The sequence below is a fragment of the Chryseobacterium polytrichastri genome, from assembly GCF_900142445.1.
Taxonomy (GTDB): domain Bacteria; phylum Bacteroidota; class Bacteroidia; order Flavobacteriales; family Weeksellaceae; genus Chryseobacterium; species Chryseobacterium polytrichastri.
Window position 1 is genome coordinate 44114 of the sequence record NZ_FRAV01000012.1, and the last position, 14018, is coordinate 58131.

Annotated in this window: 15 protein-coding genes; 1 reads left to right on the forward strand and 14 read right to left on the reverse strand. The window is 35.8% G+C overall.

The features are described from left to right. Nucleotides 1–37: 37 nt before the first annotated feature. The 3 genes from BUB80_RS09295 to BUB80_RS09305 form a co-directional block, all read right to left on the reverse strand. Nucleotides 38–457: a hypothetical protein gene (locus BUB80_RS09295; RefSeq protein WP_073292655.1), complete on the reverse strand. Its 420-nt coding sequence runs from the start codon at nucleotides 455–457 to the stop codon at nucleotides 38–40. Between the two features lie 12 nt (nucleotides 458–469). Beyond that, nucleotides 470–1180: a glycohydrolase toxin TNT-related protein gene (locus BUB80_RS09300; protein ID WP_073292656.1), complete on the reverse strand. Its 711-nt coding sequence runs from the start codon at nucleotides 1178–1180 to the stop codon at nucleotides 470–472. 554 nt (nucleotides 1181–1734) lie between these two features. Beyond that, a complete protein-coding gene (locus BUB80_RS09305) occupies nucleotides 1735–2553 on the reverse strand; it encodes an SDR family oxidoreductase (protein ID WP_073292657.1) in 819 nt (272 codons plus the stop codon). Nucleotides 2554–2706: 153 nt separating this feature from the next. On the opposite strand from BUB80_RS09305, the gene BUB80_RS09310 reads away from it, so the two are divergent. After that, on the forward strand, nucleotides 2707–3132 hold the full coding sequence (locus BUB80_RS09310) for a winged helix-turn-helix transcriptional regulator (protein ID WP_073292658.1): 426 nt from the start codon (nucleotides 2707–2709) through the stop codon (nucleotides 3130–3132). A 15-nt stretch (nucleotides 3133–3147) separates the two neighbouring features. On the opposite strand, the gene mug is transcribed toward BUB80_RS09310, so the two are convergent. The 11 genes from mug to ureC form a co-directional block, all read right to left on the reverse strand. Then, complete coding sequence (mug, locus tag BUB80_RS09315; RefSeq protein WP_073292659.1) at nucleotides 3148–3672, reverse strand: G/U mismatch-specific DNA glycosylase; 525 nt, start codon at nucleotides 3670–3672, stop codon at nucleotides 3148–3150. Between the two features lie 111 nt (nucleotides 3673–3783). After that, a complete protein-coding gene (locus tag BUB80_RS09320; RefSeq protein WP_073292660.1) occupies nucleotides 3784–4677 on the reverse strand; it encodes a helix-turn-helix domain-containing protein in 894 nt (297 codons plus the stop codon). Between the two features lie 75 nt (nucleotides 4678–4752). After that, a complete protein-coding gene (locus tag BUB80_RS09325) occupies nucleotides 4753–7005 on the reverse strand; it encodes a TonB-dependent receptor (RefSeq protein WP_073292661.1) in 2253 nt (750 codons plus the stop codon). A gap of 38 nt (nucleotides 7006–7043) precedes the next feature. After that, on the reverse strand, nucleotides 7044–7934 hold the full coding sequence (locus BUB80_RS09330; protein WP_073292662.1) for an urea transporter: 891 nt from the start codon (nucleotides 7932–7934) through the stop codon (nucleotides 7044–7046). A 137-nt stretch (nucleotides 7935–8071) separates the two neighbouring features. Next, complete coding sequence (locus BUB80_RS09335) at nucleotides 8072–8773, reverse strand: hypothetical protein (protein ID WP_073292663.1); 702 nt, start codon at nucleotides 8771–8773, stop codon at nucleotides 8072–8074. A gap of 13 nt (nucleotides 8774–8786) precedes the next feature. Beyond that, on the reverse strand, nucleotides 8787–9572 hold the full coding sequence (locus tag BUB80_RS09340; protein WP_073292664.1) for an urease accessory protein UreD: 786 nt from the start codon (nucleotides 9570–9572) through the stop codon (nucleotides 8787–8789). Further along, entirely contained in the window at nucleotides 9573–10211 is a 639-nt protein-coding gene (gene ureG, locus BUB80_RS09345; RefSeq protein WP_073292665.1) for an urease accessory protein UreG, read from the reverse strand. 177 nt (nucleotides 10212–10388) lie between these two features. Further along, entirely contained in the window at nucleotides 10389–11072 is a 684-nt protein-coding gene (locus BUB80_RS09350) for an urease accessory protein UreF (RefSeq protein WP_073292723.1), read from the reverse strand. Nucleotide 11073: 1 nt separating this feature from the next. Further along, entirely contained in the window at nucleotides 11074–11583 is a 510-nt protein-coding gene (gene ureE, locus BUB80_RS09355) for an urease accessory protein UreE (RefSeq protein ID WP_073292666.1), read from the reverse strand. Further along, nucleotides 11573–12220, reverse strand: coding sequence for a hypothetical protein (locus BUB80_RS09360; RefSeq protein WP_073292667.1), 648 nt, complete (start codon nucleotides 12218–12220; stop codon nucleotides 11573–11575). Before BUB80_RS09360 ends, ureE begins: the two co-directional genes overlap by 11 nt. A gap of 76 nt (nucleotides 12221–12296) precedes the next feature. Then, nucleotides 12297–14018, reverse strand: coding sequence for an urease subunit alpha (gene ureC, locus BUB80_RS09365; protein ID WP_073292668.1), 1722 nt, complete (start codon nucleotides 14016–14018; stop codon nucleotides 12297–12299).

Sequence of the window (14018 nt, forward strand, 5' to 3'; positions counted from 1 at the left end):
GACAGATTTTTTTGATAATTGTACTAAATATTAGCTATTACTCTACTTCTTCATACTTCCACACCCCTGCAATTTCTAATAAAGTTAAGCCCGGTTGTTTTTCTCCGTAATTAAATATGCAGATGTACTTTGAATGGCAAGATGTACAATCTGTTCCAAAATAAAGAGTGGGCAAATCATGGAATGTTAGCTCTCCAAAATGAAACATCCTATTTGAAGTTTCTGTAACCATGTTATTTTTTAATAATTCATTCTTAGACAATACTTTCTCTTCATTGTAAATTTGAAGGATAGGAAATCCCGATTCGTAAGGCTTTATCTCTATTGCATTGTCAGAACTACAATTACAGCAAGTAAATTTTGTTACTGCAGAAGGAATGGCTTCATCATTAATAAAATGATTCTTTACCACAAGAGCCTGCTGAAGAATGTTTATTTTTTTTGATATTGAATACATCTGAATTTATTTTTACTGAATAACTGTTCCTGCTAAGTTATTGTATTTTCCGCTTGGACTTTTTTTGATGGTTACTTTTATATATCCTTCTTGCGCCAACTTATTCCATGTTTTCTGAAATCCTGTTGCGGGATCAATAGAGATCTTCCACATCGTTTGCTTTCCGCCTCCTACTTGGCCAAACCAAGGAATTACATCAGCCGTTTGAGATTTGAAAGATAATAAATTATTCAGAACATCTATTTCATAGTAGAAATCATACTTATCTTCTGCTTGGTTTAAAGCTCTTTGACTAAAAGTATAGACATATCCGTTTACGATTGGGCTTGTAAAACTTCCTCCTAAATTAGGAATTCCGGTTCCATTATAGCTTCCGATAGCACCACTATATCTATCAAATTTTTGTCCGGCGGTAAGAGGAACTTCATCCACGATATTGTATCCACCGTTGGCAGGAGGCCATCCGCCATTTAGATTATTGCTTTTAAAAAGCAATTCAAGATCACTCCATTTACCTTGCTTGTATAAATCAAATGCTTGATTTCTAATTGTCTGACTTACCGTTCCTGCAGTATCATAGGTTAGTGCAAATTCGTTAGCATCCTTATAGAATACCGTTGTGATTCCCGTGGTTTGTTCAATAATCTCTTCTCTATCTGAGCTACAAGAAGCTGACAGTAAAGTGACTGATACAAAAAAGGCATACTTAAAAAGTTTTTTCATGATGATATATTAATTTTAATTGAATTCTAAAAAAACAGTCTTTAAATCATCGATTCAAAGACTGCTTAACTATTAACCTTAAATTATTGATAACTTCAGCTTTCTGAAGATATATTTGTTATATAAAGAGTGATTTTTCTTCCGTTAGCCTAAAAAAGTTTAATAAACTGTAATTAGGTATATTAAGTTCTATGATGGGTTACATCAACAAAGAGTTTCCGACCCTATTCAATTGAAAAACAAAACATTATTAATTTATTTTTCTATAAAAAATAGTAAAAAGTGAATACTATTCACCTCAATAAACTCTAGACAGACGGTACAATTAAAAGATTATTCTTTTCGGTTATAAAAATAAAATAAAAAACTCAAATAGTAGTGAATTTTTTACAAATAAATTATTACTGGATTTTTTAATTGAATAATAATTCCTAATGACTACAAAATTCACATCTGCTTATCATATTAACAATAAAGACTAACAAACTACAAACCCCTTTAAATCAAATATTTAAAGGGATTTGTAGTACAATATCAAATAAAATTAATCTAGCTTATTTTCCATGAGCTGCTGCTGAAACTTCTTTCCATTCTTCAAAGCCAGCCAAACGTTCTTCATATACTTTTTTAACTCCTGAATACGCAATTTTACCAAGCAATAATCTCAATGGAGGATTTTCAGCATCTACCAATTTTACAATTGCTGTTGCAGTTGCCTCAGGATCTCCAAAAATATCCGGTGTTGCACTTGCCTTGAATGCTTCTTTAATTGGATTATATACATCAATTGCTTCAGTTTGAGCCGCGGAAGCTCCTGACCAATCAGTGCTAAATCCATTCGGTTCCACTAAAGATACTTTAATTCCAAATCCTGCTACTTCTGTTGCCAATGTTTCACTAAACCCTTCTACAGCAAATTTAGAGGCATTATATAATCCTAAGACCGGTAACGTAATTAAGCCTAAATAACTTGAAACCTGAATAATATGACCTGATTTTTGAGCTCTCATAATGGGAAGAACTGCCTGTGTCATCCATAATGTTCCAAAGAAATTGGTTTCCATCTGGCCTCTTGCTTGTTGTTCCGTAGTTTCTTCTACCGCTCCAAAAAGTCCATACCCTGCGTTATTGATCAAGATATCAATTCTTCCAAAATGTTCATTCCCTTTCTTTACTGTTGTAAAGCACGCTTCACGATCTGTTACATCAAGTTGCAATGGAAATACATTCTCACCATATTGATCTACCAACTCTTTAAGATCGTCTGTATTTCTTGCGGTTGCAATTACTTTATCACCTCTTTTTAAAAATGTTTCTGCCCAGATTTTTCCAAATCCTCTTGATGCGCCTGTTATTAAAAATACTTTTGCCATGTTTTTACAATTTAATTGTTAATTATTTAATTCTAGTTGAGATACCATTTGCATGAATGCTTCCAAAAGCATAATTTTGTAGTTGCAAATTGCAAGTGCAAATATAAATACAATTACTTTCATTTTGCAAGTAATTTTTAATTGATTTTTTAAATGAAAGATATATCACAACGCTCAACCTGCCCTGTAAGCTTTTCACTGGATTTCTTTGGTGACAAATGGACCTTGCTTATTTTAAGAGACATGATCTTAAAAGGGTATACTACTTTCGGAGATTTTCAACAATCGGACGAAGGTATCGCTACGAATATATTGACTGACAGACTAAAAATGCTGGAGAAATATGGCTTCATCATGAAATATCCATTGGCAGGAAAAGCCCGTACAGGATATTGTCTTACCGAAAAAGGAATAAGCCTGATTCCTGTTGTTATTGAATTGGCACTTTGGGGATCTACCTTCGAGAATACGGAAGACACATTAAACATCGCTCCAAAAATTGAAAACGGAAAAGAGGCCTATATCAATCAATTAAAAAAGGAATTAACAGCCTATTTAGAATCAAAAAGACTACTGTAAAAACAAAATTCAGATTTAGTAATTAATTCGATCCATTTTTAACGTACTGGTTTCATTGTAAAATTCACGATAGGAAATAATAAGATCATCAAGGGAAAACCCACGATTCAAGCCACTTGTATTGGGCAGAACCCAAACTGTAACACCACAAAAACTTTCAGATTGCAATCCCCAATCAATTTGTTTTTTTCCAGAGAAAGCCTTGTAAGCTGCTTTACCTAGAAAAGCAATGTATTTTGGATTGAACTTAGTCATTTTTGATTTAAAATGTTCAAAAGCTTGATCAAATTCTTCTTTTGAAAGTTCATCAGCACGGGATGTTGGCCTTTCCACAGCTGTTGTTAAACCATATCCAAAGTCTAACAAACTTCTATCATTTACAGCTTCAATCTGATAAGGTGTAAAGCCTGCTTCATGTAACACTTTCCAAAAACGGTTGCTCCTTCCAGAGAAATGATGCCCATCTTCTGAAGATTTTAAACCGGGATTAATTCCGCAAAAAATAACCGTTAGATTATTAGCAATGATATCTATAAGCATGTTTTCAAAGTAAATTGATCGATTGTTTATCTTTAAAAGTCTTAGCTCTAAAAGAGTATCTAAATTTAAACTTTTTCGATTAATAAAAAGAAATTGTTTACCCTTTTATACTTATTCAGTAGGGATTATTTTATCTTTCAAAAATTGAATTCTGTATTCTTTAGGAGTAATTCCTGCTATTTTTTTAAAAAGCTGAGTAAAATGGGAAGCGGTATGAAAATTAAGCTCATAAGCAATCTCTGCGATATCTTTACTTGAATGCAATAATGCTTTACTGTAATTGATATCCATTTCATTAATCCATTGTTTGGGAGCCTTTTGGGTTACATTCTTCACACATTTGGTAAGATAATTTTCGGTAACTGATAATTTAGCAGCATAAAAAGCAACCCTTTTTTCAGCCACATGGTATTTAAACAAAATATCCCGAAACTGAAGCGATAATTCCATGGGACGTGTTGCGGATTTATGGTGACTGTTGCAATCTGTACTTAATATTTTAACCAGAATAAGATGAAGCATCGTAACAATTACTTCATTTAAATTCAATCCATTAAGCCACAACTCCTGTTCCATAATAGTCAAAAGCTGTGTAATTGTTCCGTAAGTAAGCGTATCCAGATTCAGGAAAGGAGGCATAAAGAAAATACTGGTTTTATGCTTTGGTAATTCCTGTTCAGATAAAATATTATTTTCATAGGCTAAGAAAAAACCTTCAACATCATCAGATAACTCTATCGTTGCCGTAATTGTCCCTTGTTTGATAAAAATAACACCTCCTTTTTCAGCTTGAAATTCCTGATTCTCCAAGTATTGTTTAATATGTCCTTTGGTGATAAAGATGATAAAATTAAACGTAGTTCGGTAAGGAATTACAGGCATGAGAATCCCTTTAAGGTAATCCTCAAGCCTGTAAAGCTGTATATCTGCGTTATTAGAAAGAATTTTCTCTGTAATATTCGGAAGAAAAAGCTTTTTATATTGAAAATTGGAAAGTACTTCCATATTTTGAATTATGATTAATAAATATACATAAATTTAGCACTCAAAAAAATACATTAATGAGATACCAAACTTCCTTTAAAACTTATAAAACACGCCCATTTTTATTCCCAGAGGGATTCCAGGAGTGTAGGTAATATCTGTTATAGGCTCGGCTTCATTTTTCAGTTGCGTTTCTGTAGCAAACTGAGCTTCATTCCATTTTACGTTGAATAAGTTATTGATTTGGAGATTCGCGCCCCATTTTGCTCTGTTATAAGATAGAATCAGATCATTCACAAAATAAGATTTTGTACGAAGGCTATTATCTTCAACAGCTGGTCGGTCACCCAAATAACGGTATTGTAATCCCAGAGAAAAACCATTCAGAAAATCCCAGTTTACAGATCCCGTACTCGTTACTACCGGAGCTAAAGGAACATAATCTTCACCTTTCTTTTCTTCAATAAATCGGGCATGAGAATAGTTGATATCTGCATTCAGATACAGGTTTTCCAATGGTTGAAAACGGATTCCCAAATCTGCACCATAACGTCTTGATTTCCCTGAAGGTTCTACTACAGCATCATCTCCCACATACACAAACTCCTGTTGTAAATACAGATACCAAATGGTTGGGGTAATAATTAACGATTTAAAAGGATGCAATCTTACTCCAAGATCTCCACCTAAAGAATACGGCAACGTCTTAGCATCTTTTTCCTGAACCACCACTCTCATGTCATTTGAATGGAATCCCATCCCTGTTTTCAGAAACCACATGATCTTATCATTAGCCGCATAAGAGAAATTAAGTTTAGGACTTACCCTAGTTCCTTCAGACGATTGCCCGGAAGGCAGTTGCTCAGGATCCAATAAATTATGCATATTAAAAATAAAATGATCTACTCTCAACGCCGGATTAATCGTCCATTTTCCTGTTTTCCAGATTAATCCTGAATACGCATGAAGGTTGGTTTCTGTTCCATTTACATCTGCCATTTTATCCAACAACAAATCTCTGTGGTATACATGGTTCAGCTGTAATGTATTAATATCATCATTTCTGAATCCAATGCCTGAGATCCAGTTCAATGAGCTGTTAGGCAGAGAAAAACTTTTGGTATATTTTAGTTCAGCACCATATATATTTCTGCCGTCTTTCTGCTCAATTTCATCACCATGGTCTTTATCCTTCAGGTAAAATGTAAAATCAGAGTACAGATTAAAATTGTATTTAGAATACCAAAGCATGGCATCAATCTGTTCAGACGGAGAAATAATATGCTTATAATTCATCTGAAGATTCGTACGTGAAGTGCTTCCTCCTTCTGTAGGATCAATACTTCCCCATCTGCCAATAATTCCTTCATTTACGGCTCGTTCAGGAATTTGCCCTGAAGCATTCCATGAAGAATTGAAGGTAGAAAACTGAATATTAAAATAATCTTTATCCGTAATCCATTCGTTATATTTTCCGAATATATTTACTCTGTTGAAATTTTGTTTTACATCAAACGGACCATCTGTATAATTGTATTCTGCGGCAACGTAAGCATTCTTTCTTTTGTTCGGATCATTGATGATGTTGAACATTCCCAATATCCTTTTGGAATTAAAAGAACCTCCTTCCAACTTCACCATACTGTTTTTCAACTTATCGTAGGTTTGGAAATCTACATATCCCGCCGTATCAAAATCTCCGCGATCCATATAATATGCTCCTTTTCCAAAATCGATATTATTAACGGTTTCCGGAATGATAAAATGCAGATCCGAATATCCTTGTCCATGAGCGTGAGAAACAATATTCACGGGCATTCCATCTACATTTACACTCACATCAGTTCCGTGATCGGCATCAAAACCTCTTAAAAAAAGTTGCTCTGCCTTTCCTCCTCCTGCGTGTTGGGCAATAAATAATCCGGGAACCTTTCGTAATAAATCCTGAGCAGAATTCACCGGAAATTTATTTAAATCTACTTTGGTAATAGCCGATAAAAACGAACTGTGATTAATCTCCACTTCGGAGATCTGAAATGGTTTATGCTGAAGGAAAAAAACTTTATTTTTATCTTCTTCATTCGTCACGATCCATTTTACCTCATCGTACCCGTTATGGCTGATCACTAATGTATCCGGAAAAGATTTAACTGAAAATTTAAACGATCCGTCAGATCCTGAATGGGTATGTTCACTGCTATGATTATACTTTATCAAAGCATCACTAATTGGAAATTTGTCGTCTGCATCTTTAATAAATGATTGTTTTTCTGTACCTTTTTCCTGTGCCAAAGCAAGTCCGTTAATCATTAAGGCTAGAAAAGCAACCATTACTTGAGTTCTCTTCATTAGATATTCTTTTTATTGATTTTTTACTATTAACTATTTTAGTTTTGATTTTTGGGGATAAAAATTTTCTGGATTAATAATGTAATCCATGTTCCGGCAACAAACGGAAAAGTAAGCACACCTCCTACCATATTTAATATGTTGTGATCGACTAAAAAATCGTCTATTGCCACGGTAATTATTACAGATATTAACACCCATAACCCATCTGTTTTTTTGAAACCTGAAAAGACAATGGCAGAAAGAACGGCATTAAAACCAAACAATCCCATATGAATCTGATCAATAGGTTCCCCGTTTATGTGAGAAAGGTAAGCGCCTATTACAGAACCTATGAATCCGTACAAAGCAGCAGCTGGTGAACTGATGAAAACACCTATAAAGAAAATAGCTGCGGACAACATCCCTCCTTGAAAAATCACTTCACCAAAAGCATTGATTGGGGTTATTACGTCATCATAATTCAGATTTTCGGCTTTTGCACTGATAAGTTCAGATGGTGGAATGTGGGTAAAATGATGCAACATGAAAACACTGATCCAGATAACAATGATAAATGGAAAAGTAAATACCGGAATCTTTTTTCTGATAAAAAAATGCTGAATGATTGCTGCCAATGCGCCCCCAACAACAATCAAAATCCAGATCAAAATTGTGCACTTAAAAATGAATGAGAAAGCAACACCTACCAGCGCAGCACTGAAGCCATATAGTCCGGCATTTATTTCAGACTTATCATACTTTAGTTTCATTGCTGTGAAAGTTCCAATACTTGTAGACACCAGCACAGCCAGACCACTTTCCCAGCTTCCTAAAAAAATACCAACAAGGAATAGAAGCCCTGTCCATCTGTTCTCCTGAAGCATGATCTGCCCGATTCCTTTTAAAACGATATCAATAAAAGGATATTTTTGTAAAAACTTGTCCATAAAGTAATTTATTCAAGGTTTAAAGTTTACTATTCAAAATTTTGTTTAAAAAAATTAAGAAGCAAGAGCCGAAATACTTTCATTAAAAACTCCTTCACCATCTTAGGACTCTTGCTTCTTAACCCTTTCTTAGAGACTTACCATCCTAAAAAGACCATTCCGATGCCACATACCGTTACTACTGCTCCACTTATCACTCCCATATAACGCTCTAGCTTTTCTGTATTAAATAAGGTTGAGTATCCATATCTTCCCAATAAGACCATCCCAAGCATGGTGGCTACCGTGGTAATGGTAAACGGTACTACCAATGCAAGAATTTCTGTTATAGAACGGTTTAATCCTGAGTAAAAAAGAAGTGGCGTAAGTGGTTCACTCGGTCCCATTACAAAGATCATAAACAAGACAAAAGGGGTTACTTTTATTCTGCTTTGTGGCATTACCATTTCACTATGATTGTGTTCATACACGTAAACATCCTCTCCCATCACATCAAAATGCTTATGAGGTTTATTTCTTGCCGCCTGAACTAATCCATAAATAAGATAAGCAACACCAAATATCAACAATGCCCATCCTGAAATATTCCCTCTGATATCCTGAAACCACGCAAACTGATTAAGCTGCCATCCCAGAAAAACTCCAATAGCACCTATCACCAAAGAACTTAAAACATGGCCAAAACCGCACGCAATAGTTAAAAAAATCGTCCTGCTTCTGCTCCATTTTTTTGATTTTGACAATACAATGAATGGCAGATAATGATCCGGTCCCGTTGCGGTATGGATAAAGCTTATAGAGATGGCACTCAGCATTAATGCCCAAATAGTCGTATTCATTTTTTTATTTTATTTATTCAAGCGCCCAAAGAATCTCCTGAACGGTAAGGAAAAAATTATACATTACTTCCCCGCCGTGCCCTAAGGTTCGTATGATAAACCCGTTATCTTCCATGGCTGAAATACCAACTTCCATTTCATTTTGCAATTCGATGTGGGTATAGATGGTTTCAATGAGCGCATTTTTATCTACATGCTTTTTTGTAGTGTAGAAAATTAAAGTTCCCTGATGGGTATATTCTTCCAGATTACCAATACTTTTAATAGGAATAAGATCAGGCTGAATAAGAATATTATCCTTAACAACCAATTGGTCTTTATGGTAAATCTCGGTGAGATTCTGAAATCTTGTCAGTTTAAAAAGTTCACCGTAATGCTTTCTTCCACAGGTAATAATTTCACTAATGATAATCTGGCTGTTTTCTCCGATATTGACCTCAGCTTTGCTCTTAAAATTAGAATCTTCATGCGGAACCACAGGATGCGGAACGTAAGCAAAAGAAGTGTTATCCTGCATGGAAATATTCAGTTGCTGAACCGCCCGATCTTTCATGTTGAATAATCTCTGATAAGACTGTGACTGAAGCTGTAATGCAGCTCCTTTTTCTAAAGCAATATCCAGCTGATAGCGGTCACCATCCAGAATTCCGGGGGAAGAACTCATCACGATTTGATAGAGTTTATGATCTTTTTTCCGTTGTCCTACAGAAACTACCCGAAAAGGCGGTGATACATAAAGATCTTTCACATAAGACTTTCCTTCTTTATAGCCGGCTATGATATGTAAGCGACTATCCATTTATCTTACAAGATTCGGTTCTTCACAGTCTTCCAATAAAGCATATTTCTTTACCCAACCGATCACTTTATCCAGTCCTTCATCCGTTTTAAGATTTGTAAATACGAAAGGAGTTCCGTTTCTCATTCTTCTTGCATCATTTTCCATTACCTCAAGACTTGCGCCTACATGCGGGGCTAAATCTATTTTATTAATGATCAATAAATCTGATCTTGTAATACCAGGACCTCCTTTTCTAGGAATTTTCTCTCCTTCTGCCACATCAATAATAAAAATAGTAACATCCGCAAGATCCGGACTGAAAGTTGCCGATAGGTTATCTCCTCCACTTTCGATAAAAATAAGTTCGATCTCTGGAAAGCGAGCTGCTAATTCATCCACCGCTTCCAAATTCATACTTGCATCTTCACGAATTGCTGTGTGTGGGCAACCTCCTGTTTCTACTCCGATAATACGATCATGGGGAAGAAGACTGTTTTTAGCCATAAACTCAGCATCTTCTTTGGTATAAATATCATTGGTAATTACGCCAAGATCATACGTACCATATAATTTTCTGCTTAATCTTTCTAATAAAGCAGTTTTCCCTGAGCCTACAGGTCCTGCCACTCCTACTTTTATATACTTTCTATTTTCCATTTTTAATCTATGTTATTTTTTATGAATTGTAAAAATTGACACTGAAATTAATTCAATTTTGTTATTTTTATCGCAAAGTCCGCAAGGATTTTTTTGATTTTAGTTATGAATATTTTTAAGTTCGCAAGGGCGTTTCACTCAGCGAAGTTCTGTGGTTGTTACATTTTTAAACTCTGATTAAGACATGTAGAGCCTTGAATACAATCTTTCATGTTGCATACAACGAATATCGAAAGATGTATTACAAAGACCTACTAAATCTCTGTCGAGTTCTATGGTTTCCTGCGCTGTTTTTTCCATGATGGGATATAATTCGAACAAAATATCCTGCCCGTCAAGCTGTCCCAGCGGAACCAACTTTACAGCATTGGTGATCATTCCTGCCAATGAAGTATAATAGAATCCGAAAAGCGCTTCGTATAAAGGAATCCCCAACAAACATGTGTAGATTCCGAAGACAACACCGTAATGAGAACTTGCTTCACGGTTTTTAATAGCCTCTTCATACGCTTCCATAAACTCGAAATTTTCGTTTCTTTTGAAAATCTTGATTAAACGCAATCCCAATTTCTGACTTGCCTGTCGAATTTCTTTCGGACATTTCAATGCATTACACTCTTCATCCAACTTTAAGATAGCCTTCAAATCTTTAGATTCTGTTGCTTCATACGCCAGTTTTACAAAAGCACCATCATTGTATTTCAGGTTGTATTTGAGCATATTTTCAACAAATTCCTTTGCGGTTTCTCTGTTGTTCACTATCCTTTTTTGCACATACGTTTCCAACCCGTTAGAATGGGTATAGCCTCCGATAGGTAAAGTAGGATCTGAAATATGTAATAGGCTGGCTAAAAATTTCATGTTATTCATCTTTTGGAGCTGCCATTTTTAAAATTTTAGTAAAAATTGATGAACCTAAACTGCCATGTCCGTGAGGTTCTACGTTAGACTTAAGAAGATTCAATAGCTTTACCAATTGTTTCTCCGGTTTGTAGCCACTCACTTCCAACCATTTATACATCGGTGTTTCAAAAGGCAAAAGCACTTTATCTTCCTGTATAAAAAGAGGGATATGTTTGTTCCCAATTTCATAACATACCGTTCCCATTTCCAACATCGAAGTAGGAGAAATAACAATTGCTTCTGTTTCTAAAATATTAACAACAATCAATTTCTCTTCATTTTCGAAAAGAATATCCCCTTCTCTGAGGCGTTGCCCTTCTCTAAGAAATTTAATCGCAATATCTTCTCCATTACGTGTCTTTTTACGCTGAATCCTTTTAGTAGATTCATACCATTCAAGATCAAGATAATCTACAATTTTTGTTGTCGGATTTTGTGCGATATTTCCTATGGTTTCATTAATTATCATCTTTCTTTGCTTTTTTTCTGAAGTCTAAATTTTTAGAAATTCCTACTCCGAATGTTGAACCACTGATTCCTGCAACATAGCTTTTCGTCCAACCTTCTTTTGCCTTAGTCTGGAGCATAGAGAGCTCAGCGAATTTAAATTTCAAAGCCCAACCGCCACCTAATACAATCCCTATCAAAGGATAGGCTCGAAGACGGAATCCATTAAAGTTTTCCATAGATTCTGCAGCTCCTGAAACTTGCTGTCCCCAAACGTAATGGGCATCAACCTGAGCAATCAGTACAAAATATTTACCTAACATTAATGATGGACTGTACCAAAGTCCCGCTTCATTTTGTTTATATACTACGCTATGGTTTACCGTATTTTGTGAGTAAGCGTAATTAACACCAACAAGATCATTATTGTTGATAAAATACCCTAATCCGATAGGTGCGCTCGAAACGGTACTGCTGCTGCTTGAAGGTGTTGTAATTTTGGAGTAATCTAATGAACCATATACCATGAACTGTCCTTGTGGTCCTTCATCGTCGCTCTTCAGTCTTCTTCCTCCTAAAAACTGTCCGTTCATTCTCCCCGAAAACATCGACATTCCTGCCACTGCAAAAGAAAAAGCGGCTTTGTTAAAATTTTTCATTTCTATACTTTAATTATTTAAAATTGTAGATTAAACAAGCCTTATAGATTTCAGAAACCTATAAGGCTGCTTCATTTTAGAATAAAAAATATAACTGAGTAAGCGGAAGTTTCTCTGCAGGCTCACAAGTGATATGCACCCCATCTACGGTTACTTTGTAGTTTTCAGGATTCACCTCAATTACTGGTGTTTTATCATTATGAATAAGATCCTTTTTAGAAATATTTCTGCAATTTTTTACAGGAAGAATCATTTTTTCTAATTTATAACTCGCGATCGCTCCGCTATCAATAGAGATCTGAGAAACAAAAGTGGCACATATTCCGTATTTTGCACGGCCATGAGCACCAAACATATTTCTATAAATAACCGGTTGTGGTGTTGGAATAGACGCATTTGGGTCTCCCATTTTACTGGCAATTACAAAACCTCCTTTAACAATCATTTCGGGTTTTGCTCCAAATAATTCAGGTTTCCAGATTACTAAGTCAGCTAATTTTCCGGCTTCAATTGAACCCACATATTCTGAAATTCCGTGAGCAATAGCAGGGTTAATGGTATACTTCGCGATATAACGTTTTGCACGGAAATTATCATGCAATGTATTTTCATCTTCTTCCAGCTGACCACGCTGATCTTTCATTTTACTTGCCGTCTGCCATGTTCTGATAATCACTTCTCCCGGTCTTCCCATTGCCTGAGAATCGGAACTCATAATACTGAATGCTCCAATATCATGTAGAATATCCTCAGCAGCAATTGTTTCCGGACGAATACGTGAGTCTGCAAATGCTACATCTTCAGGAATGTTTTTACTTAAATGGTGACATACCATCAACATATCCAAATGCTCATCTATCGTGTTGATTGTATAAGGACGTGTAGGATTTGTGGAAGCCGGAAGTACATTAGGATACATTGCCGCTTTAATAATATCTGGGGCATGCCCTCCTCCTGCACCTTCTGTATGGAAGGTGTGAATTACCCTTCCATCAATCGCTCTCATCGTATCTTCCAAAAAGCCACTTTCATTTAAAGTGTCTGTATGGATTGCCACCTGAACATCATATTTATCAGCCACTTTTAATGAAGCATCAATTACCGCAGGTGTAGCCCCCCAATCTTCATGAATCTTCACCCCTAGTGCTCCCGCTTCCACCTGCTCTTCAATGGGTCCTTCTGTAGAACAGTTTCCTTTTCCAAAGAATCCTAAATTCATAGGATATTCTTCCGCTGCTTCTAACATCTTCTGCATGTTGAATTTTCCCGGAGTAACGGTGGTTGCATTTGTTCCATCATTAGGTCCTGTTCCACCCCCAATCATCGTAGTAATACCACTGTAAAGAGAGGTTTCAATTTGTTGCGGACAGATATAATGAATGTGTGTATCAATTCCTCCGGCAGTTACAATTTGCCCTTTGGCGCCATGCACTTCTGTAGAAGCACCAATGATCATATTGGGAGTAACCCCATCCATCGTATCAGGATTTCCGGCTTTACCAATGCCAACGATCTTACCGTCTTTAATTCCGATATCTGCTTTTACAATCCCCCAATGGTCTATAATTGTTGCTCCTGTAATACAAAGATCTAAGACGCCTTCATCTCTTTTAGCAGTCCCGTTTTGTCCCATCCCGTCACGTACGGTTTTTCCTCCTCCAAAAACAGCTTCATCACCATAATGGGTAAAATCTTTTTCTATCTCAATGATCATTTCTGTATCACCAAGTCTAATTCGGTCTCCTGTAGTAGGACCTAATATATTTGCGTATTGTCTTCTGTCTACGTTTAAACTCAT